This window comes from Paenibacillus hunanensis (genome assembly GCF_014645615.1).
In the GTDB taxonomy this organism is placed as follows: domain Bacteria; phylum Bacillota; class Bacilli; order Paenibacillales; family Paenibacillaceae; genus Saccharibacillus; species Saccharibacillus hunanensis.
On record NZ_BMMB01000001.1, the window covers coordinates 401,054 to 424,192 of the forward strand.

Consider the following 23,139-nt stretch of genomic DNA (forward strand, 5'->3'; position numbering starts at 1 on the left):
GTGAAAGAAGGGAAGCGATATGGTCGCATATATTCGACACCGCTTCAGCTTCTTTTTCAGACAGGAACAAGGTGTTGTGGCTGACATTTTAGGTCTTATATTCTTCGGCTATTTTGCTGTTGTTACTGTCGCATTCATTGTTAACTTTTTGATGGCATCTACTTATCAGGGCGACCTGAATTATGCCGCAAAACAAGAAATGGGAACAATGTCAGAACAAAATGGAGCAGATGCAGGTTCTGAACAGAGGTTCAGAAATATGATTAAGGTGATGGGACATGATCCAAACAAAGTTACATTTAGCGCAACGCCACAGACGGTACAGCGTTATGACCCGCTCTATATACACTACACGTCCACTTATCCACTATGGGCATATAAATTTCTAGGAATGCCGAATGAAACGCTACAAATCGATGAGACAATACCTGGTGTAGCTCGTAAGTTGCTTCGTGGAGGTGGCTGATGGGGGCGCTTAAATTGCTAGCAAGCATCTTATTATTTGTTATCGTCGTGCCAGTAGTAGGAAGTCTTATCCTTCTAACTACTGTGCATCATAAAGGCGGTGATCGGTTAGAGATGGCAATCAACATCGCTGTGATCGATGCTTTAGAGTCTGTAGATGCAAGTAGCGGTGGCAAGGTAGTTATGAACCCGGATGTGCTTCGTAGCACCATCCGGGCTTCTTTTCGCTCGCAAATGAAATTAAACGAGCAACTGGAGAATGGTTTTATGTCAAACAGTCAGTTAGTGACGGAGATTACGACAACTTCATCTGGAAGTACAATCGTGACTTGTCGATTTTCGACAAAAGTTAGGATGCTCATTCCCGGCTGGACAAAGGATGAGTCTATTGTAAGGAATATACCGGTGTCAACCGAGTATAATTAAGGAGGACAGAAGTTGAAACGATTATTGGATCGATACTTGAATCGTACGACAAAAATGCTGGTGCTTATTGTATTGGCACTAATTGTATTCATGGTAAGTTATAAATGGCAGCAAGCAAAGCTGGCAGATCAGCGAGTCACCGTACCAGTATTGGTAGCCAAAGCAGATATCTTACCCTATCAGGAGCTAGATGATACCAACAGCGAGGTGCAGCAGCGAGTCAAAAGTGATGTACCTACAGATGCTCTAACAGATATCAAGCAATTAGAGAATGGTCAACGCTTTGCAAGTGGCATTGGCTTTTCACAAGGCAGTATGATCCGGCAAAACTATCTAACTACAGCGAGCCAGTCGGCAAAAGGAAGCAGTGTAGCGTTGAAGCAAGGAGAATATGAGTTGGGTGTGAAGGTTGATCTACCTACTGCTGCTGGCGGTGAAGTAAGAGCTGGCTCGAAAGTCGATGTGATAGCCTACGTAGGACGTGATAATCAAGGAACGGTACGTAGTGACCCGGTTCTAAAAGGAATTGAAGTTCAAACGGTTTTTGATTCTCAGGGGGGCATTATCAATAGCAGCGATGCAGATGGAAATAGAACCGTACCAGGTGTTGTAGTGTTACGTGTTAATGAGCAGCAGCGTAATTTAATCGTGGGGTATCAGGAAAGTGGAAAGGTGTACTTGGCTCCAGCTGGGCAACAGAAGTAATGAAAGAAAGACCAGTATGATCGATCGTACTGGTCCTTCTTTTGTAGAGAGGCGGAAGAGCAATGGAGTGGGATGTAAAAGAAGTGATCGACCAAGTGAAGCTCTTAAATGCGAATCAAAAGATAGCTCTTCTAGGATTTTTACTTGTGAAAATGGCAGATGAACTAAAATTTCGAGAAACGATAGTTGAAGGAATTCAGCAAATTTCTCATCTTCACTTAGATGAATATGGTTTTTTGACACCGCCTAATGGAAATGTACAATAATTTTTTTGGAAAACCGAACAAAAGTTCTTGCCAACACTTGATTTCCACGTTATAATGGAGTCAGCCCAAAAAGCGTCTAACATAAGTTTTACTAAATAAAGCCTAATTTGAGGCTTTTTTTGTTGGTTATATGCAAGGTGGGGTGCATCATGGACGAGGATTTGAAAAGAGTTATTTTCACATTTGCTAGTGTAGCTGTATTAATTAGCGTCATCTACTTGCTTGCCCATTTGAGCACTTGGACAGGCAATCGATCACGAAAAAAGCAAATCAAAAAATTATTTCCATTAGATGCAGAACTGTCTCAAGAGCAACGTGCTTTTCTTTTAAGTGACTTAGCACATACAATTGTATTTTTAAAATCTGAGTTTGATGACGAGCCACAAAAGGCAGAGCGTGTAGCTGATCATTTACAGCTTTTGCTTACAAAGCTGCAAGACGAAAAGTTATCCGAATCAGACATCAATCAACTAAATTCCATTTATAAGCATCGATTATGAAATAGGCCGCATGTACAGGAACTCCTGGGCATGCGGCTTTTTGCATTTTATAAAAAGGATGAGGAGGCATATACTATCTAACGAAATTTGGAATGAGCAAGTTAGAGAGATCAGGTATACTACAATTAAGGAATAGCTGGATTTTTGTGTAAGTCTATTAATTAAAAGAGGTGAATGTGATGAAGAAGAAGCTCTCGTTTATCACTGCTACGACACTTGCAGCTGTTGCTGTTACGCTTCAGCCACTACCGAGCTATGCAGCGGCAGCAGCCGACATTAAAGTAACGGTGAACCAAGCAGCCGTACAGTTCCCGGATCAGCGTCCAATTATGGATGCTAACCGCGTGTTGATCCCGACAAGATTCGTGGCCCAATCATTGGGTGGCAAAGTAGCATACAACAGTGCAACAAAGACTGTGACAATTGAGCAGTCTGGAAAGACCATTACGCTCAAGATCAACAGCAGTAAAGTAACAGCCGGTGGCAAAGTAGTCACACTCGATGTCCCAGCAAAGGTCATCAAAGGACGTACAATGGTGCCGCTACGATTTGTCAGCGAAGCGATGGGTGCAACAGTTGACTGGCAGCAGGCACGTAACCTGGTATCGATCACTACTGGCTCGGTGCAGACCAATCCTGTTCCTCAGCCCCCTGATACGACAGATGCTTTCCAGTTCGACCCGAACTTTGAAACGCTGGGTAAGATGCTCTTTGCGAATAATCTGAAGGAAGCTGATGGTAAGGTGACTTTCACACTTCCAGCAGGTGCAACTGGAACATACACGACGAGCTCAAAATATGAGAAATTGAAGCCGGGCCAAACGTACACTTTTCCAGTCGGAAAAGGAAATGGTTTTGTAACTATTGCCTATGTTGATCCAAACAAGCAAACTTCCATTCATGATCAGAAGACTTCTGAAGTATATTCGATCTTCTTAGATGGTTCTCGATATACTGGGCTTTCAGGTAATGAATCACCACGAAGTACAGATAGAGCATGGGTGGTTTCAGATATTGTTATCAACAAAGAATTTGTGAATCAGGTTGGAACAGTTGCAGAAGTTATTGCTTTAGCAAAAAGTCTGTAATTGTAGTTTACTGAGTCCCTAAAGGGACTCTTTTTTATAGGAGGTAACTATTTTATGAAGAAAAAGTGGTTAATAGCTCCATTAGCGCTCACTATCTTTCTACAGTCTGTTGTATCTGAAGCAGCAAGCACATCGATGGTTAGTTCCTTTGCTCCTTATAACTATGAGGATACTGGAGAACGGCTTAATGGAGTCATTCCCGCATTAGGAGATACTGAACCAGTGACTCGTGCATGGCAATTGAGTCGGTGGACAGGAATCATTAATTATCCAAACAACAAGCAGAGTATTATCCCGAATTATGATGTGTTCAATGTAAAGCCGCGTGATGGTGATCCTGATTTTGACAAAGAGAATGGATTTGGTCTTGTCTATAAAAGTCCAGAAGCATTAGGTCAACTATTTGATGCTTTTACCAAAGGAAATAATGGGGGAATATCAGCTAAGCAGTGGACTTTCTACCGAGATAGTTTTGAATCAAATGCTGATGATGAAGTGTTCAAATATCGCCATCCGTTTTTTTATAATGTAGAACAAAATTTTTTCTTTCTGCGTACATCTGGCATCATTCAACGGATGGGCTATAAGTTCGACAGTACCAAAAAGATCAGTGATGATGAGCGACAAGCGATTTACACAGCATCTGCCTGGCCTGAGTTATCGTTTACACGCACTGGTCAAGGATTCAAACTTAACTACAAGGCTTATGGTTTTACACAGCGCGATATTCGTATCGTAGCAACGAAGAAGGGTGCTTTTCCAGATCTGAAGCAAGTCATGTCGCTCACGGACGGGAAAATGATCTCAACAGATAAGGATACTGCTACCGGTAGCGTGAGTGTGACGAACCTGAACTCATTGCGTGAAAATCTCGGCAATGAGATCGATGTTGTGCTGGAGGATGGCTATGGTCGCACAGCAATTAAAACTATTAATATTGCGGAGCTGCTGAATATGGACTTTATTCCAGACTCACTTACACTTACAGACAGCAATCAATTGTGGGTCAAGTTCCATTACAAAGGTGAGGATTACGATAGTGCCGATTACATTAGCGAGCGCGGTATTCCGATGCTGGCGAAAGTCACCATTACGGGGCTGGATGGGGAAGATCAGACGTTGCAAGGGATGTACACTGGAAGTTCAAAAAAGACCGTGAATGGTCAAGAATATTCGTATTACTTTGGCAATGTACAGGTGGGGGAACAAGCTGGCAGGTACAAGATTAAAGCCGCTGTGACGATTAACAATCCATCGCATGAGGAACGTGCTACTGAATTTCCAAGCGAAGCATACGATAATAATACAATTACCGACGAGTGGACACGCGACTACACAGATTTGATAGCGCAATCTGTTACCGTCGATCCTGATAAGATCACAGACGGGGATAAAGCTCAGATCACGGCTAAGATTAAAAATGTGGGGCCAACTACTCAGGGTAACGTACTGATTCGCTTCACTGATAATGGGAATACTGTGTATGAAGCGAAAAAGACGTTACCATCTAATGAGATAACTACTGTCGGACCTTTTACCTGGGAAGGCACAGGTGAAGGAAATCACCAGATCATGGTCATTGTTGATCCGAAAGAGGAAACCGATGATATCGATTATAGCAACAACACGGCTATTGGAAGCTGTTTAGTTGTAGGGGCTGACGGTAAAGCAGGATCATGTACTGGCGATAAGGCAACGTCAAACTGGTCAGTCACATATCCCACCATTACGGGATATAAAAAAGATCGGAAAGGTAAGAAGCGTCCGATCTGGGAGTATAAACGGGTTTCTTATAAAGAATCGCTGACATTATCTGCGGATTTAAACACCAAGCAAGGAATTGCGACTGATCCTAATCATCCTAAAGACAGTGACCGAGAGAGTCGGGGGAGCTGGGAGATTATTCCCTGGAGTAAATCTCATGGAAAAGACCCGAATCAAGTTACGAGAGCCGGGTATGGTTTCGAGCTGACGGTTAAAACTAATTATTACACCGATTGGGAGAGCAAGGTGCCAAATGGCTATGAAGGTACCGCTCGCAGGATCGGAGGCAGCTACCACGGACCGACTCAAGTCACAGCAACGATTTACAATACACTGGGTCAGAAAGTAGATACAGTGAAAATGGAACGCATTGCTGGTGGTCAAGATCAAGCTACTTGGGCATTTCCGAAGCATACAGCGGTATCACCCGTAACGGGCGAAAAATATGTTGATCGCAAATGGTATATTGACGAAAAGACACGAGATGGTAACTATACGGTTAAAATCACAACGGACGCTGCTGGTAAAGATGGACTGATTGCTTGTACGAGTAAGGTAGTTACAATCTTTGGTAGCATGTACGACGATACGCAAGACCTGCGGGTCTACAACAAATGATCGAGTGGATGAATCATTATCTGTTATGGGCATTAGCATTGCTATGCCTCTATTTTGCGTACACGGATATCCGCTATCAAGTTATACCGAACCGGTGGACGCATCCGCTGCTGCTGATCTTGTTGCTGTGGCGAGTCGTTACATTTGAATGGACATGCCTATATGGGCTGATTCCAGCTCTGGTCTTGCTACTCATTTTTGTGATCCGTCCGGCAGCAATTGGCGCTGGGGACATTAAACTGCTTGCTGTTATCGGATTGGTTGGTGGCTTACCGATTGTACTCAGTACAATTTTCATTATGGGATGGTTATGTATGTTTTACGCAGGAGTGAGGATTATACGGAGACAGCCAGTTCGTCACCAGTTCCCCCTTGCTCCAATGATTGCAGTAGGTTACTGCCTAGCAATTCTGATAATTTAAAAGTTATACAGCAGAAAGCCCGTCATTTCTCTTTTAATGAGAGAGGTGACGGGCTTTTTTTATTTCATCTATCAGTGTAACAAGCTTTGCTTGTATTTGTGTAAGGAGGCGAATCTATGTAACTGCATAATTATTTCTATATGTGATGACAAAAGCCATAAAGTTTAAGTGATCAGAATGGATGGAGGAGGAATATGGGGAAAAAATATATTAATGGGTGCTTAGCAGCGATGGTGTTGTTAGGCTCTTTGGCGTTACCGATAGGAGACGTTCCGGTCGCGTATGCTTCGGAAGCTACGGCTTCCGACATTGCATTTGAACAAGCGAATTACGGGACGTTGGTAGCTCAAGGCTATGTCGAAAATCCTGCTTTAGGTAGTGTAACGGTTTCGGGAAACGCATCATACGGCTATGAAGGTGGTACCTATTACAAATATGCGAAATCGATTGAGGTATCGTTTCCGATTCCAGCACCAAATAATATGGGCAGCTCAGAATATTATGTGGTGATGGAAGCGGGCATGTCGACCTATGGATTTGGTGGTAACGGCGTAACCTCGTTTACTCGGTATATTGAGGCCAGTGACGGTACATCCACAACGCCAGTATGGGCTCATCCGTCCAATGGTCAAGCCGTAGGTGCAACTAATTATTACACGGGAACGCAGTATCAAGTGGTAAAAATCAATGGAGGTCTGTTCGATAATCGCACGGATGCTAAAGGGAACAGCGTTCAGTACGGTACCGATTTTCAAAAAACGATGAACAACATGAAGATTTCCTGGTCATGGGGGAGTAACTATTACGAATCCATGAAATCCATGAAATATCGTGTATATCGTAAAGAAATCCAACCGACTGCTCCACCGGTGATTACCGTTTCCCCTTCCGAAAACTTTCACACAGGAAACAATAACACCTTCACGATCCAAAAGCCCACTCGGTATGCCAACTACTTTGAAGGCGTATACGGTAAAATTCAGTATCGTCTCAATTATGGCCCTTGGATCAACTATACGCTGGAGGATGTAATTCCTGTGAAAAGCGAGGGTTCGGTGGTCATTCAGTCGCGTTTGGTGACGCAATATAATAATAGCGAGCTGGAGAGTCCGTATGGTCAGGCGTATAGTCGGCAAGATAATTCGCCGCCTAGTGTACCGAACTTTAGGGACTTGGATTCCACCAAGTGGTATAAAGGCGGGTATGACCTGTACGTAGACTCAGGCACCGACGCAGAGTCTGGCGTGGAAGGTGCCTATTATTCGCTCTTCGGCGCAACCGAACAAGCGAGAACGATCTTTAAACGTAGCGATATGCCCATGCTCCCTAAGCGCATTGTGGCAGAAGGAACCACGATTGTAACGGCTATTACCAGAAATAATGCGGGCATCGAAAGTGAAGTTGCATCCGGCAAAATCAACATCGATAATACGCCGCCGCTTGCGATCCTGACTGCGCCGCAAGGATGGGTGAAGTCACTTTCGATCCAGGCGAACGGATTGGATTCTGCATCGGGCATGAAATCGATCACGTTGCCATCTGGGGACGTGGTGCCTGGTAGTCAGGCGAGCTATCTTGCAACAACCAACGGTGAATACCCGTTTGTGTATAGCGACATAGCGGGGAATAAGGTCACGAAGTCGATTACGATCACGAATATCGACGATCAAAAGCCGACCGTCTCCCTTTCTAAAAACGGCACATCCTATACAGATCAAGCCGTATCGACGGAGTATACCTTTGCCGATGCGATGTCGGGCATCAATATTTATAAAATGTACTACAAGTGGACGCAATCCCCGGATTCGCCGTCTACATGGGATCAGGCGACAAGATTACAGGATACCCTAACACAAGCCCAAGAGGGTACATGGTATCTGCATTTGAAAGCTTACGATCTAGCGGACAACGCTGTCGAAATGACGTCTGCACCATTTCTGATTCAAAAGCAGCCGACTGCGCCTAAACTTTCGGTTCTGGGTACAGCAACTGATCAAATGCTCCTGAGCTGGCCGCTTCCATCCGGTAGCACAAACACCGACGGCTGGCAGTACACGGTGAAAAATGAGACCACCGGTAAGAGTTGGACAGTGAACTATCCAACCAATCAGCTGCTGGACTACTCACTGGAAGGGGGTACCGAATACCGCTATACGATTACCGCAAGTAATCATGTGGGTACGGCAACCAGTACCAGTGAAGTCATTGGCGTAACGCTGCCAATCGCAACCGTCCATGCGGACGTGTATGCATCGGGCAATGATTACCGGACAGCATTAGTAAGCATCGATCCGATTCGTTCGGCAACGGACTATCATATCACGGCGACCAATTGGACAACGCAAGAGGTCGATGCCGATGTGACGGTTACGGGAAACACGTATCAAGCGGTAAGTGGATTAAAGCCGTACACGATGTATGACTTTGCCATTCGTGGGGTGAATGCTTCTGGCGAAGGCGCGGCATACCATACCACATTCCTGAGTTTACCGGATCAAGTTGGCGGCTTCCAAACCGTGCAGATTGGCACCGATGCGATCGCACTCAAATGGAACACCCCTACACGAGCGGTGTATGGCTGGAATAGCGTGACAGAGGATACGTATTATCCGTTCTGGCGAGATAATCAGCTCAAGTATAACGGGACGAATCCTTTCTTCACCGATACGGGCTTAACCCCTGGCACCGAGTACAATTATGCAGCGGCGGCAGCCAACCGCACGGGTGAAGGAACTAAAGCCACGCTGAGTAACGTGCTGACACTCCCTGCACCGCCGACTGATCTACGCCAACTGTCTGCGACCCGTACATCCGCAATCATCGGAGTCTCGATGCCGCAAAGTGCGGATGCCATCCGCTTTGTTCTGAACGGCACCCGTACGTTCGATACGGCGGGATCAAAAAGCAGCTATACCATTCCGCGATTAACTTCTGGCACCACGTATCGCGCCGAAGTGTATGCTCGGAATAAAACAGGATTTTCAGCGCCAACGACCTTTATCTTCACCACCCTTCCGGATCAACCCTCAGCTGGAGGGATTGAGGTGAAATTGATTGAAGAACGTGCAGTTACCTTCCACGTTACAGACATCGTACCCGGCGCAACGAAGTACAAATTATCGATTGCTGGCAAGGATTACGAGCTGGGCGCTGGCGATTACACCGTAACGGATCTTGAGGCAGGTACATCCTACACGTATCAATTCGCAGCGGGTAACGCAGCTGGGTATGGTCAAGCCGTCGAAGGTCAAGTTCTGACGCTGCCAGCAGCTCCTACGGACTATAACGTCACTGACCATACGCCAGCCACGCTATCGCTAACGTGGACGCCTGTGAAGAGCGCGACAGCCTATGAGGTGATGGATGCAAGCGGTCAACTTCTGTCTACCGTATCCACGCCGTCGTATCAAGCAACAGGATTAACACCGGGTGCGACAGCTGGCTTCCAGGTACTTGCGGTTAACGATTCAGGCAAAGGCGCGGCATCGCACTATGCATTCCGCACGCTGCCGGGCTTTGACTCCGCGGTGGACGAGAATGATCTGGTACATGTTGATCCAATCGGCGTGCATGAGGCGACCTTGAATTGGATGGCGGTACCGGGTGCGGATCAATACCGTGTCTATGATGATCACCACCAGCTGTTGCAGACCGTTACCGCAACCCAAACGGTGTTGGAGAAGTTAGAAAGTGCGGTTCGCTATGCGGATTACACCGTTGTACCGGTTAACAGTGCAGGCGAAGGGAAGGCGATGAAAGCGCCGAGCTGGGTAACCCTGCCGGACGATACAATGGACATCAGTTATGAGAGTACACGGGATCGGGTGACCCTGCTGCTTCAGCACCAGTTGCACAACGAGCAGCTGGTGATCGCATCGCAAGGCACCGAGCTGTATCGCGGATCGATTCAAAATATGGACTCCTTCATGCAAGATCGCTTATCCGCAGGTGGTACCTACACCTTTAGTATCTGGACCGAAAACGAGCTTGGACAAGCGTCCAAGCCACATGAAATCGTGACGTATACGAAAAAAGAACGTGTTGTACTGCCTACTGCACCTGTCGTAAATGAGACGCAGCCTGTGGTGGAAGATCCGGTACCAACTGATCCTGAACCCGCACCAGTCGTAAAACCGGATGATAAAAAGAAAAGCTTTATTGATATCAGTACGAGCTTTGCCAAGACATCGATTAATCGTCTAGCCGACATGGGGATCGTACAGGGCATTTCTGATGATCTTTATGCACCGCAAAATGGTACAACACGTGCTGAATTTATGGCGCTGTTGACTCGGTTGGCATTGACTCCTGAGCAGATCAAGCAAGCTGGAGATGAGTCTCTTAGCTTTACAGATGTAAATAGCGAGGGATGGTATATACCAGAGCTGAGAGCCGCAATCCAACATGGTATCGCTAAAGGTTTCAGTGCGGATCGATTCGCCCCCGACGAGGCGATTGACCGTGAACAGGCAGCAAAGATGTTGGCTAATGCATTACAAAATACGGTATCAGTAGCGGATACGTTTTACACTGACGCTGATGCTGTATCACCGTGGGCGCAAAATGATGTAAACGGATTGACTGCAAAACGCATCTTGGAAGGTTACCCAGATCAAACCTTCCGTCCGCATGCGACACTTACCCGTGCGGAGAGCGCGGCGATGATTGACCGCGCTTTGCAACATGATCTGATACAAGTTAAAAAGTAAGTGTAAAAGGCTCTTGCCCTCTGTAGGGTGAGAGCCTTTTTTATGTAAAGAATGAGAGGAGGTTGTTGTGTTGAATCGTGAACAAATTTTAAAAGCATTATTAACAGCTACTGCTCGAAACGAAAATATGATCTGGATGCTTGCTGGACTCAAAATGTCAGAGCGTCCGGTGCAGAAAGAGCAATTGCGCGATGTCACAAATACAATCTATAAAAAAATTCATCCTGAAGCGGAGCAACTACCGATTCGTTCTAGGCATTTACTTGATGAGGCTGCTGCTATGCTGGAAGGAGCTGCACTGGTTGATGTAGCAGAGATCGCTAAAACCAAACAGTACACTGTATCTGTTTTAGGAGAAGAGTTGCTTCAATATCGGCATGATCAACGACAAATGGAGAAATCAAAAGGGGAGGAAACTTCTACATGTTAGATATGAAAATTAGTTTGAAATATGGTTTTTTTGGCTGGGGAATGGGCGGAACATCCATTGCCGTTGATTGTGCAGATATTCCGATGTCATCAGCTGATCCAACTCGTCCGTATACTTCATTACTTATTAATAGTAATGAAATCGACTTGGACAAATTACCTAATCTTCCTAATGCCAAAAAGCTCTTACTAAAAGGATACGGGCGTGGGGTTGGACGAGATATCGTACTGGGACAAAAAGCATTTGAGGACAATAAAGAGATGATTACGCAAGAGGTAGTAAGTTACTTTAAAGATCGCGATTATATATTCATTTCATGTGGACTTGGTGGAGGAACCGGTACAGGGGCATTGTTAGAAGCTATTCGTCTACTGCATACTTCTGGTTTTGCTGGACGGTTTGGGTTGCTACTTACCTTGCCGCGTAGAAATGAGGGGCGCAAAGTACTTTCTAATGCTCTGCAACGCCTACAAACACTCAAGCGTGCGATGTCTGGACTTGGTGCGATTATTGTTGTAGATAATGAGCAACTCTTTCAAGTCGGACTTGCTCAGGAAAAACCAGCCAGTGTAGAAGAATTTATGAAGTCTTGCAATCGTCATATTGCGAAACTACTTCATGAACTCAACACAGTGACTTCAAGCTATATTCCTGTTGGTAACTATCATTTTGATGCATCAGAGTGGCTCAACATGCTACGCAGCAGCGGATGTTTGCATATTGCTAAGTGTGTTCTGCCGATTAAAGACATTGATGTAAGTTCTCCGGTCACCTATATGGATAAGATCAAGCAAAGCGTACTAAATGGAGAACTGAGCACGGGCTATGATCTTTCCGATGCAGCTAGCAGCGCAGTTAGCATTGTAGCGGATCAGTCCTATGCAAATGAGCTTTTCACTCATGCATTTGTAGAGGAAGTTCAATCCTTTTTGCAAAGCACTACGCCTACACTGGATGAAAATCCAGTAGCTACGTATGGAGCAGATCAACCTGGCTTGGTAACGATCTATACCGTAGTTTCGGGGCTGAATTTTCCGAATAGTGTTGGTAAGCTAGCACTAGAAGCAGCCGAGCTTGAACGACTTGCAGAGGAACGCAGTCAAAAAACAGATGCGATTGCAGCTGCACTTGCTGGATTCAACAAGCAAGCCAAAAAGGAGACGACTGATCTGGAATCGCTATTATTTGATGATGACTCATCCCCAGCCCCTGAACCTAAAGCGCCGAAAGACCCGTTTGATTTTTTAAACGAGTTGAAGTGATACGCATCACTTAGATAGATGTGATGCACTAACTGATGCACTAGCAGAACCTATACTTCTGCCAAGTGCATCGATATGTGATGCACTTAACAGCCAAGAAATTACAATATTAAAAAAGGAGTGATGCAGTTGGTATTTTACGAATTCGAAAGCCAAAGAGAGCTACAAGAAATGGAAGCATTGGAACAGATGTATCAGCAAGCCATCATCTTATCGAAGCAACTTGGTAAAGCCATATCTGAAAAACGACCATTTTTGCCTGATAGTCTATCACCTGACCCCGTGGCATATCCGCCTTGCTTTATGAAAAAGTTTGAATTAGACGGGAGTCCAGTTTATCAATTCAACTATGAAGGGATGCTACCGCTATACTTTTCAGATAAAGCCTATGAAAATTCAATTCGTGATTACTATGTACAGGCAACAGTAGAAGCTCTTGCTGATCACAGACCTGAACCATTTAAAAATGCTATTGTTTATCTCTGTCATTATTTTAGTGATTTGCGGATTCGTGACTTAGATAATCGCAATCGAAGGCATTTAATTAATGCACTTCGAGCGGCTCGTATTATCGAAGATGATAGCTGGAAAAAGATGTCGTTCATGGAATCTGGATACTTGGATCATCAGAAAAAGAATCGGCTTGAATTGTATGTCACTAGCAAAGAAAAAATGATTGATTTGTTGCATCATGTGGATGAAATAAATGCTTGAATATCGGGTATATTTCCCCTGTTTTTGAGCACTAAGCAAAAATACCCGATATTTAAGCAGAGAAAGGTAGCTGGAATCCTTGCTATGACTGGGATCTCATGCACTTGGCAATACAGTTTTAAAGCGAGAGGTCATGGAGGGCTTCCGCTCAACTCAAGTTGAGGGGAAGGCTGGAATGACCCGCGATTGCAGATAGTGTGTGACCCCAACGAAGGTGTAATAAGAGAGCAAAAAGGAGCGTTTAGAATTTCCAGCAAAAGAGGGGGAGGAGCGTGCCGAAGCAGCGAGAATGGACGGAACGAGATGTGCAAATGTTGAGGGAGATGTATCGACTGCGAGAGATGACGAAGGAGCAGTTATTGCGGCGATATTTTAGCGGAGGGAAGGAAGGGTATGGGAGTAAACGGCTCCATGTGCTGAAGCAAGAGGGGCTGGTGATATCAGAGGTGCATGGGGCAAGAAAGAATGGACGAATGCTGCGTACCGCCTATTATCGTCTGACGGAGCAAGGGCTGCGGTTTCTACGAGAGAGAGGGGTGATTGAGGACTGCGGAGATCGGGCGCGCGATTTAAAGTGGAGTACGAAGCAGCGAGAGTTGATGCTGGATATGAATGAGCTGCACCTGAGTATGCCGGATATCGCATTTTCGGATTCGAGGGCAATCAAGCGAAAATACAGCATGAATCGTGGGGATCGCGTAGTCGGTGGATTTAATGTGGGAGAAGGAGACTATCTGGTTTACCTTCTGACTGCCAACGCACAGGAAGATACGCTGATCAAAATCATTGAGGAAATACGCAAACCGAAACCGATTCAAGGACACCTGGTGTACGCAAAGAGCAGTGCCGTTAAACGCCATTTTGAACGCCTGTGTGAACAGCAGAAGCTTGTCACGGGGGGAGTTCCCATGCATGTATTGTCATTGGATGCGCTTGGTGTTGGGATTACTCGACACTATATTCTATTGAACGGGTATAGCCATTTGCAGGAGCTGCTAGCGGATCACGGTAAGCTAAGTCGCGTGAAGGATCGGAGTAAATATGGATTTTGGTATGGAATGCGTCCACTCACCAGTATAGAAGCTGCCGCTGCCCCTTATGTGATTGAGTTGCTTACAGGCAATATCCTGATGCTAAAGCGCTGTTTATCTGCGTATAACCGAGATCGTAGTGAGAGGGAAGGACGGCGAATACTGCTCATTTGCTGGGATACTGAAATAGAACTCTATAGGCAAGAGCTGATCATGCATACACATATTGACCTGCTCGGCATACCACGCAGTGCCGTTGAAAGCCATTTTAAACGACTAGGAGGATAGGAACGATGGAAATGGATTACGATCATGAAGTTTCATGGCTCATTTCGGAGCCGACGATTTATTTGATGCATCGATTTACGCAGCCCGTCATCGTCTACGATTTCACCAGCCCCAGATTTACAGAGGATCATACACTGTCTGTTGATGCAGCTGATCCTATGGACTGCGTATGATCCGGTTTGTATGGCTCGTGCTCAGCTTAGGTGGCTGGGCTTATTTGTATTCGCGTACGCCCGACTGGTCTGGTTGGTGGACATGGTTACCTGCGCTGGGAGCATTACTCGTGTATATGTATGGTTGGGTGCTGGAGCAGCGTAATCAGGTGCTAGTGTTTTTCACTTGCCTGTTGTGGAGTGGAGTAGCATTAGCGCTCAAAGGGCAGGTCTGGCTGATCAAGCAGCCGACCTTTCCGATCTCATCCGTAACTGGATTGCATGTGCTACTTGTGATCGGATTACTGGCATCGCTGTTTTTGACGTTTGCCAATCATCGCATGCAGCATAATTTAATGAATCGGCGTGGAAATGTTAGTAAACAGCAACTGGTGGTTGTCAAACCAACTGTGTCTGACCGTTGGAAAGCCATTAAACGCGTGTTTACTCGCAGTAAAAGTACCGATATTCAACTGAATCTGGGAGAAGAAATCCCGATGAAGGAGTAATGTGCATGTCTTCAATTCAATTTGGTGGGAGTGATTTATTTACTCATATGCTGGCAGTGGGACCGACACGCTGCGGTAAAACAGCAACCCTGCTCAAGCCCATCATTTATCAGCTGCTGTTGATGAAAAAAAAGGGAGTACCCTTAGGACTTTCTGTAGTCGAACCTAAAGGCGATGTAGCGGCTATGGTAGCAGAAATGGCTGGGGAAATGGATATGCCGTGTGTGCATGTTGATCCGACTTCTCCAACAAGTGCAAGGTTTCCAGTCATGAAGGGAGATGAGGACGATGTAGCTGAAGCTACTGTTACCGTGCTCAAGTCAATGTTTGGTAAACAGGAGGCATTCTTTGCAACCGTTCAAGAGCTGGCTGGACGCAATATTACCAAGCTTTTAAAACGTCTTTACTTGGACGATGTGAATCTGGGCGATGTACTACGAACGATGCGTGATCAACGTGTGCTGGAGGATAAAGTGGCTGAGTTACGATTTAAGGAAGGCGAATCGGATTTAGTGCAGTTTTTCCAGTCGGAGCTATTAGGAGCGCAAAAAGAAAAATACCAACAATTCGTTATTGGTCTTCGAGCCCAATTGGAAAACTTAGTCTCTAATCGTCACTTGGAGCCGATCTTGATGGGACAGTCTGATTTTGATATGGATGCACACTTTGCCAATGGAGGTATCCTTGCGATCAATACAGCGATGGGAAAATTACGCAAAGCAGGGGATGCTTTCGGACAGTTTGGAATCATGCACCTGCAATCAGGGACATTTAGGAGACCAGGGACAGAGCTTACACGTATTCCGCATTTCATCCTTGCAGATGAGTATTCCCGGTATATTAATCCCGATGTAGAGCTTTTCTTGTCCATTGCTGCTGAATACCGAACAGCAGGATTTTTTGCAACACAATCGCTTGGTCAACTTGAGGTAGAGGCAGGTAAGGTCAGTGCTAAGGCTATGAAACAGGCAATATTAACAAGCTGCCGTAACAAAATCGCGTTTGGTGGTTTGGCATATCAAGATGCGCTGGAGTTCAGTCGTGAGTTTGGAAAGAAACAAATTATTAGTCGACAGAGTACCTTCAAACAGCAGCTCCTTGTCCCTAATCTACTACCAGAGACATATCGAGATACAGAGACTGAGGAAGATCGTATCTTTTATACACAGATGATGGATGGTTTACCCAAGTTTCACTATGTAGCCAAGCTACTCCAAGATGGAACGCCATTACCGCCAAAGATCGGCAAGGGAAGATTTGTTCCTCATGACTGGAAAGAGCGCAGAGAGTGGGAAGTCCGTAAAAAGCAGTGGTCATTTAAATTTCATTTTAAACGCAAACGTGATCATCCCGTTTCAGATCAAGTGACTGAACACAAATCGGAATTTCAAGAAGAGGAGAAGCCGATCAGTTCGTCTAGGCTGACATTCATTCAAACAGAGCAGCCAATAGAACATTCGGATGTGGATGCCAATCTGGAACCACCGATACAAGAAACTTCTCATATTCATGATCATTCGCAGGTCAAAGAAGAAGAGTCATTTGAAATGTATTTATTTACTTGGATATTGGACGAGTTAAAACTTCAATATAGCGACAATGATATATGGGTTGAGGTCATTCAGCATCCAGAAGCGCAGGCAGTCTTTCAAATGCTATTTCAGTTGCATGGAAGTGAGAATCCAACATTAAATAAGTTACACCACGAGTTTCAGTCTCGTAAGGAGCAGGCTATAGCTGTACAACATGAAATTGAAGATGATCCATTCGAGTAATTCCCTCACTGATTATCAGTGAGGGAATTTATATTGCTTTAAAACATCAACTAATGTGGAGGGTTTACCTATGAGTGAAGAATTGAAACGTGTACTGATTGAAGGCTACGACGAAAGCAAATTACAACAGAGCAGTTATGATGAGGGCTGGGCGCAGATTTATAGCGCGAAGCAGAACAATTTAATCTTACAAGCCGAACTCATCGGGATGGAAGTGAAGCTCGATAAACTTTGCGGCATTGTCCAGGTGGGTGATGTGCGTGGGTTAATTCCGCAGGATTATTCAGGTAGTGATGTCCATGCATTTCGTCGTATGCTTGGTGAACCAGTTGCATTTAAGATCGTTTCTTATGATCGCGAAGGCGAAACTTTCGTCGCTTCCCGTGCAGCAGCGATTGAACACATGGAATCCAGCACTTGGAAGTGGCTGGAGCTAAATGCAGTCATCACAGCAGTCGTTCGCACCGTATACACTAAATACATGATGGTCGATATCGGAGGGATCGAGGTCGAGCTGCCGGTTAAGGAGTTTGCCTACGGTTGGACAGAGGATTTACGCGATCTAGTGGATATTGGTGATCATTTCAAAGTCAAAGTAACTGCGTTGGACAAAGAATTGAAGCAAGTTACAATCAGCAAGAAAGCATTAGACACGAGTCCGTGGCCAGCTTGCAGCAAGCGCTATAATGTTCGTGGTGAATACATTGGGCGAGTGTCTGGTATTGCGGAGTATGGCGTATTCGTCAATCTGGAGCGTGGAGTGGACGCGCTTGTCCGGCACATGCCGTTTGATCGAGTAAAGGTGGGCGATAAAGTGCCAGTACGGATCATTAATATTGATCTAAAAAAGATGCAAATTTTTGCTCAAATTACTCGTAAACGCTGAGGAGGGCAACGGTATGGAAGATCATTATGGAGATCGGGCAATGTCCCGATCTCCTTTTTCGTTATCGCATGAGTGGGAATGGCAGCCGGTACAAGTGGACAAAGACAAATCTGGTTACGCTCCGCTCCGACTACCAATGGAGGAGGTTGGGTTACAAGCGATCGGGGCGATCGGGTGTATCGGCAGCGTGCAGCTTGGACGTTTATTTGCCTGGAAGCGTCCGCACATTCGGCGTATGCTAGCTGAGCATAAATTGGTGCAACACCAGCTCAGGAAGAACCGAACAACGATCCCAGTATTTACGTTAGGACCAAGAGCGATTCAACTGTTTAATCCTCACCAGCAGCTGAATAGTTGGTGTAACTGGAGTGTATCTGATGTATTGAGTAAGCTCGTATTTTTTCAATTTTCGTGTGCGCTACATGAGAAGCAGAAAGGGTTTCAGATTCATCCAGCAGCTGCACCTTTCACAGGTAAAGTACAAATGGGGGAGCATATGCGGTACGTGCTGATTCTTCGGGGGCAGGAAACTAGCGCTATTGAAAGGGAACTGCGGCGTAGTCAGTTGCCAGTAATCGTTATTGGAGAAAGTTTGCAAGAGATTGATCCGTTAAATCACGTTTTAACGACAGCACATGCATTACAGGATCATGATCTGCGTCAAGACTACACGTTTTACCGTCAAAAAGACGGGATTTGGCAACGTAAAGTAACTTTAGTTGAATAATATCTTATAGACCGTCTCAATTATGCTAAAATAGGTATAATTTTGTTTTATCTAAAATATATTTTATATTAGAGGTAGTAACAAATATGTGTCCTCACGACTCTACAACATGATAATCAAATAGAGAATAGAAATAGAAACAAGTTTTAAAAAAATCGCCAATATTTGTTGCTTCTAAAAATTAGCTACTCACAGAACTGCTTGAAGTTTATTTTTACATTTAAATTAAAACTAAAAAAGACGAACTCTTCCAATTTAAGGAGGGTTCGTCTTTTCATATCAACTGTAGAAAAGAACATAAATAATATTCAAATAGTAAAGAAGTGACTTGAAGTTGTTAATATCAAATAATAACTAATTAATAAATTTTAATCTAAATCATATATCGACCCTGCCAAACTTCCATACAATTCTTGATAAAGTTTTTCTGCATAAGAATCAGTCATACCCGATATATAATCAGCAATAAATCGTAGCCATTTTGGATCCTCTTTCTTACAATCTACATCATCCAAACCATCTAACCAACTTGAAGGGATTATCGACTTCCCATTGTAAAAAAAAGCTTCCCATAACTTATTGATGATATTCTCACCACGTTGTTGTAGACGCTGCACTCGCAAATCTTTGACTAAAGTTACCCATGCCAATTTCTTTAGAATAATCATTTTTCTTTTCAGTTTAGTGTCTTCAGAATTGTTACCATTTACAAATGTAACTTTAAACCAATTATCTTCCTCAATAATTCCAACCTGTTTAATAAAATTATTTACTGAAGAAGCTTTGTTTTCTTTACGAGTGAGAGAATCATTTTTGCCTAATTTTTCATAAGTTTTTTCCCAATCACCTAGAAATTCTTTAACAGTTGAATTTACTTCAGAATCAATATCAACATTTTCCCAAATTTTAGGATCCTTTTTTTTCGAATCTGCAACTTCGTTGGTGACATACTTAATTAATCTTTCGCTGAGCAGGAAAGTCTCCGTCATTTGTATTTTGCCCGCACGTATTCCATCTTCGATGTCATGCGAAGAGTAGGCAATATCGTCACTTAAGTCCATAAGTTGAGCCTCAATAGTTGCTTTAGTATTCGGCATATTCCATTCTTTGCGAATGCTTGAAATTGTAGACCACTCACTATCGTAAAGTCCTTTTAACGAATCTCTCTTAAGTTCATAAGGATATTTATTAATTGCTAATAAAGTTGCTGCTGTTAAATTAAGTCCATTATAATTTGCACTTCTTTTTTCTAAATGCATGAGTAAACGGAAATTCTGAGCGTTCCCCTCAAAAAATAAATTGTAATCTTTTAATTTTTCATTAAGGTCATGTTCACCTTTATGACCAAAAGGAGGATGACCAATATCATGTGCTAAAGCTGCACATTCTACAACTAAAGGATCAATAGTTAAGCCCGGCTCGTCATTTTTTTTTAAAACAGGATCGTCTTTTAACTTATTTGCTATACTTCTTGCAATTTGAGCTACTTCCAAAGAATGCGTTAGTCGAGTTCTATAGTAATCACCAGAACCAGCACCAAAAACTTGTGACTTACCTTGAAGACGTCTAAAAGTAGGGGAATGTATTAAACGACCATAATCTCTTTCAAATGAAGATCGAGTATCTAATGAGTCTCTACCAGAACTATCTTCATCAAACTGACGTCTTATCCTTACATCTTTAAATTCAGTCATAGGGCCTCCTAGGTAAATCAAGATGGAATATAAGTATTTTAATTACTGATTTACCAAATATCAACTTAAATATATGGTGGGATATTAATTTTAGTTCTTGCTTTTTTTAATTGAGAAACTTAATATAAGTTTAAAGATCAATACTTATACTCCCTTTATGCTGGAGACAAAGTAAATGTGTGTACGACCCTCGATCCTGCTGACTTATTGTAAGATAAGGAAGAGTGAGGTAAAAGCAGGCAAAAAGTTATTGTCCGTCACTCCCATTTGCTGGAGACAAGGAACAGAGTACCGAAAGGCTCTCCAAAAGTTATTGTTATTCTATGCAAACAAGCAAATAAACGTATACAAAGCCGATTTTAGCAGAGTTTCATTCTGCCGGAATCGGCTTTTTTGCGTTTAAATTAAAAGCCGAAAGGATGATCTACATGTTGTTGGGACTAAAAGAAATTGAGGAAGAGATCGAGGATGTGCGTAATCAGATGCATGGCTTGGCTGAATTAAAAGGTTTTCTCGATCCTCTCGTTATCGAGAAGTCGCAAGAACTGGATCAGCTGTTAAATCGGTATCATTTTCAGAAAGTGAATACGTTAGCTTAAACGATGATTGCATGTATCCATGTGAGCATCGTTTTTTAATTTCAAATTTGAAAAGGATAGGTGAAGAAGATGAACAAACAAACGAATACTCAAGGTGCAGCAATTCCTGAGCAAGTAGAAGCAACTCCATTCGAAGCATTATTGCCTGAATTGCGTGTAGCTCTAGCACTGCTAGATGATGTGTATCTAGCTGCTGATCCGAAGTTTAAAGGGGAAGTATTCAATGTTTGGCAGTCGTTAAATGGTCTGGTAAACAAGCATAGTTCTCCAGAAGAACAGCGAGATCAAGAGCCTATTCCTTATGTTATGACGACGATCAATGAGATGTTTGAAACCATTGATCCAGCTGCAACGGAGGATGCTCAAATCGCTGCATCGAGTACAGCCTTTGCACTTGGTATGTACGTTGCGGAAACATTTGGGCTTAGTCAGAAGGAGACTATTTTGGATAGTCTTGTCGTCATGATCCAGGCAGGTATGAGCAATGTGACTGAGGATACTAGCCATTAAAAAAACGAGAGGATGATTGTATGTCTGATTCCAAATTATTACCGACCGAGACGTTTGCAGAGGGGAATATCCTCATTTGTGTGTTCCCTAGTAGCCGATCCAACGGTGTGTATTTGGTACAAGTAAAGCCGTATCAGCACGACTTGGTTATCACGCACGAATGTCCCGCTTGTCGGTATAAACGACAGCAGCACATGTGCAAGCATGTTACGGCAGCACTAGAAGCATACAAACGGTGGCAATGGCAGGAGCCATACAAACGGGTGCATACTGTCACACAAAAGATTGTGCTTGATCCGGCTTGGGAACAAGTTCAGCTTTCTCTCAGCCCCATCGAGCGCATACTGGAGCGCATACTGGATGTGATCACCGATGCTACCTAGTATTGTTGAGATAGCAGAGCAACATGGACTGATCATGGATTCATCTTCCCGAAATCGAGAAGAGGTCAAATGTAAATGTCCATTTTGTCATGAAGATAGTAAACCCAATAAAGAGCGGAGATATTACCTTTCTCTCAACAGTAAAGACCAGGTATTCAAGTGCTGGTTTTGTGGGGAACGGGGTGGTGTCTTCCGCTTTATTTCGCTTCTGGATCAATTACCTGAAGCCGAAGTGGTGCAGTACTATCGCAAGCGGAAAACTGTACATCCGGTCGAGCGTCTGACCAGTCATCAACGCCACTTGCTAAGACAGTGGCTCGGTGGCAAAGAACCCGACTGGCTAAAAATGAGAGTACGCGATGCTGCTTATTACAAACGCTCGCTTGATCTTCTTTGGGAAGATTGGCAAGAGTTTGTAGCCTGTGAACAGCAACACGCCTACTTTGAACTTATACTTGGGATTCAATGCCAAAAGTATCCAGTTTATGTAGAGCGTATTCAGAAGCGTGAGAAGCAGATCGATGTTAATTTGCTCCAATACGTATGTGAAACGTATTCGATGGCACAACGTCCTGAATGGACATGCGCCATCGAGCAACGTGTGGAGCAGATGCTGATCGAAATTCAGATTTCAGAGATGGCAAATTCAAGAACAAATGGAGGATGACACATGTTAAATCGAGTGATATTAATTGGACGACTGACGAAAGACCCGGAGCTGCGTTATACACCAGCAGGGGTTGCAGTCGCACAGTTCACGCTGGCAATTGATCGTCCGTTTAAAGGACAAGACGGAGAGCGCGAAGTCGATTTTATTCCGGTCGTTGTTTGGAGACAACTTGCAGAGACTTGCGCGAACTACTTGCGTAAGGGTCGCTTGACGGCGATTGAAGGTCGCATTCAGGTACGTAACTATGAGAACAACGAAGGGAAGCGTGTATACGTGACTGAAGTTGTTGCCGATAATGTACGTTTCTTGGAATCCAGTCGCGACAGTAGTAGTCACAGTGGAGGCTATAGTGAGGAGACATCGCATGGCGGCGGTAATAGCAATAATAACCGTAGCAGCAGAAACAGCTCTTCTCGCAACAATCGCGATCCGTTTCACGATGACGGTAAACCGATCGATATTTCCGATGATGACTTGCCATTTTGATTAAAAACTGAATTTTATTTTAAAGAGGCGAATTGTTCCTATATGGGGATAATTCGCCTT

24 protein-coding genes are annotated in these 23,139 nt (G+C 44.1%); 23 read left to right on the top strand and 1 reads right to left on the bottom strand.

The features are described from left to right. Positions 1-19 precede the first annotated feature (19 nt). The 18 genes from IEX62_RS01615 to IEX62_RS01700 all read left to right on the top strand — a co-directional run bounded on the left by IEX62_RS01615 (position 20) and on the right by IEX62_RS01700 (position 18,737). The gene (locus IEX62_RS01615; protein WP_188773649.1) at positions 20-466 is read left to right on the top strand and encodes a hypothetical protein; all 447 of its coding nucleotides are present in this window, start codon (positions 20-22) and stop codon (positions 464-466) included. Beyond that, the gene (locus IEX62_RS01620) at positions 466-891 is read left to right on the top strand and encodes a hypothetical protein (protein WP_188773650.1); all 426 of its coding nucleotides are present in this window, start codon (positions 466-468) and stop codon (positions 889-891) included. Before IEX62_RS01615 ends, IEX62_RS01620 begins: the two co-directional genes overlap by 1 nt. Before the next feature lie 12 nt (positions 892-903). Continuing rightward, a complete protein-coding gene (gene cpaB, locus IEX62_RS01625; protein WP_188773651.1) occupies positions 904-1,596 on the top strand; it encodes a Flp pilus assembly protein CpaB in 693 nt (230 codons plus the stop codon). Positions 1,597-1,658: 62 nt separating this feature from the next. Beyond that, complete coding sequence (locus IEX62_RS01630; protein ID WP_188773652.1) at positions 1,659-1,862, top strand: hypothetical protein; 204 nt, start codon at positions 1,659-1,661, stop codon at positions 1,860-1,862. 149 nt (positions 1,863-2,011) lie between these two features. After that, positions 2,012-2,362 carry a hypothetical protein gene (locus tag IEX62_RS01635; protein WP_188773653.1) on the top strand — a complete coding sequence of 117 codons (351 nt, stop codon included), beginning with the start codon at positions 2,012-2,014 and terminating at the stop codon, positions 2,360-2,362. Between the two features lie 179 nt (positions 2,363-2,541). After that, a complete protein-coding gene (locus tag IEX62_RS01640) occupies positions 2,542-3,450 on the top strand; it encodes a copper amine oxidase N-terminal domain-containing protein (protein ID WP_188773654.1) in 909 nt (302 codons plus the stop codon). A gap of 54 nt (positions 3,451-3,504) precedes the next feature. Continuing rightward, a complete protein-coding gene (locus tag IEX62_RS01645; protein WP_188773655.1) occupies positions 3,505-5,832 on the top strand; it encodes a CARDB domain-containing protein in 2,328 nt (775 codons plus the stop codon). A gap of 8 nt (positions 5,833-5,840) precedes the next feature. Further along, on the top strand, positions 5,841-6,254 hold the full coding sequence (locus IEX62_RS24070; RefSeq protein ID WP_373289083.1) for a prepilin peptidase: 414 nt from the start codon (positions 5,841-5,843) through the stop codon (positions 6,252-6,254). 194 nt (positions 6,255-6,448) lie between these two features. Continuing rightward, positions 6,449-10,963, top strand: a complete 4,515-nt coding sequence (locus IEX62_RS01655; RefSeq protein WP_188773657.1) for an S-layer homology domain-containing protein — start codon at positions 6,449-6,451, stop codon at positions 10,961-10,963. Positions 10,964-11,033: 70 nt separating this feature from the next. Further along, complete coding sequence (locus IEX62_RS01660; protein ID WP_188773658.1) at positions 11,034-11,393, top strand: hypothetical protein; 360 nt, start codon at positions 11,034-11,036, stop codon at positions 11,391-11,393. Next, positions 11,387-12,655 carry an FtsZ/tubulin family protein gene (locus IEX62_RS01665; RefSeq protein ID WP_188773659.1) on the top strand — a complete coding sequence of 423 codons (1,269 nt, stop codon included), beginning with the start codon at positions 11,387-11,389 and terminating at the stop codon, positions 12,653-12,655. Before IEX62_RS01660 ends, IEX62_RS01665 begins: the two co-directional genes overlap by 7 nt. Before the next feature lie 129 nt (positions 12,656-12,784). Then, positions 12,785-13,369 (top strand): hypothetical protein, encoded by a 585-nt coding sequence (locus tag IEX62_RS01670; RefSeq protein ID WP_188773660.1) that lies wholly within the window; start codon positions 12,785-12,787, stop codon positions 13,367-13,369. 272 nt (positions 13,370-13,641) lie between these two features. Further along, positions 13,642-14,688 (top strand): hypothetical protein, encoded by a 1,047-nt coding sequence (locus IEX62_RS01675; RefSeq protein WP_188773661.1) that lies wholly within the window; start codon positions 13,642-13,644, stop codon positions 14,686-14,688. A gap of 5 nt (positions 14,689-14,693) precedes the next feature. Further along, the gene (locus IEX62_RS01680; RefSeq protein WP_188773662.1) at positions 14,694-14,861 is read left to right on the top strand and encodes a hypothetical protein; all 168 of its coding nucleotides are present in this window, start codon (positions 14,694-14,696) and stop codon (positions 14,859-14,861) included. Continuing rightward, positions 14,858-15,349 carry a hypothetical protein gene (locus IEX62_RS01685; protein ID WP_188773663.1) on the top strand — a complete coding sequence of 164 codons (492 nt, stop codon included), beginning with the start codon at positions 14,858-14,860 and terminating at the stop codon, positions 15,347-15,349. Before IEX62_RS01680 ends, IEX62_RS01685 begins: the two co-directional genes overlap by 4 nt. A gap of 5 nt (positions 15,350-15,354) precedes the next feature. Further along, entirely contained in the window at positions 15,355-17,124 is a 1,770-nt protein-coding gene (locus tag IEX62_RS01690; RefSeq protein WP_229685550.1) for a type IV secretory system conjugative DNA transfer family protein, read from the top strand. Between the two features lie 70 nt (positions 17,125-17,194). Further along, complete coding sequence (locus IEX62_RS01695) at positions 17,195-18,010, top strand: S1 RNA-binding domain-containing protein (protein WP_188773664.1); 816 nt, start codon at positions 17,195-17,197, stop codon at positions 18,008-18,010. A gap of 13 nt (positions 18,011-18,023) precedes the next feature. Continuing rightward, positions 18,024-18,737, top strand: coding sequence for a hypothetical protein (locus tag IEX62_RS01700; protein WP_188773665.1), 714 nt, complete (start codon positions 18,024-18,026; stop codon positions 18,735-18,737). A gap of 368 nt (positions 18,738-19,105) precedes the next feature. On the opposite strand, the gene IEX62_RS01705 is transcribed toward IEX62_RS01700, so the two are convergent. Beyond that, the gene (locus tag IEX62_RS01705; protein WP_188773666.1) at positions 19,106-20,431 is read right to left on the bottom strand and encodes a deoxyguanosinetriphosphate triphosphohydrolase family protein; all 1,326 of its coding nucleotides are present in this window, start codon (positions 20,429-20,431) and stop codon (positions 19,106-19,108) included. A gap of 428 nt (positions 20,432-20,859) precedes the next feature. Between IEX62_RS01705 and IEX62_RS01710 the strand changes: the two genes are divergently transcribed. The 5 genes from IEX62_RS01710 to ssb all read left to right on the top strand — a co-directional run bounded on the left by IEX62_RS01710 (position 20,860) and on the right by ssb (position 23,079). Continuing rightward, positions 20,860-21,030 carry an aspartyl-phosphate phosphatase Spo0E family protein gene (locus IEX62_RS01710; protein WP_188773667.1) on the top strand — a complete coding sequence of 57 codons (171 nt, stop codon included), beginning with the start codon at positions 20,860-20,862 and terminating at the stop codon, positions 21,028-21,030. A gap of 69 nt (positions 21,031-21,099) precedes the next feature. Next, a complete protein-coding gene (locus IEX62_RS01715) occupies positions 21,100-21,540 on the top strand; it encodes a hypothetical protein (RefSeq protein WP_188773668.1) in 441 nt (146 codons plus the stop codon). Between the two features lie 20 nt (positions 21,541-21,560). Then, positions 21,561-21,923 carry a hypothetical protein gene (locus IEX62_RS01720; RefSeq protein ID WP_229685551.1) on the top strand — a complete coding sequence of 121 codons (363 nt, stop codon included), beginning with the start codon at positions 21,561-21,563 and terminating at the stop codon, positions 21,921-21,923. Then, positions 21,913-22,590 (top strand): hypothetical protein, encoded by a 678-nt coding sequence (locus IEX62_RS01725; protein WP_188773669.1) that lies wholly within the window; start codon positions 21,913-21,915, stop codon positions 22,588-22,590. The genes IEX62_RS01720 and IEX62_RS01725 overlap by 11 nt, the downstream gene beginning before the upstream one ends. A 3-nt stretch (positions 22,591-22,593) precedes the next feature. Continuing rightward, entirely contained in the window at positions 22,594-23,079 is a 486-nt protein-coding gene (gene ssb / locus IEX62_RS01730) for a single-stranded DNA-binding protein (protein WP_188773670.1), read from the top strand. Positions 23,080-23,139: the final 60 nt, after the last annotated feature.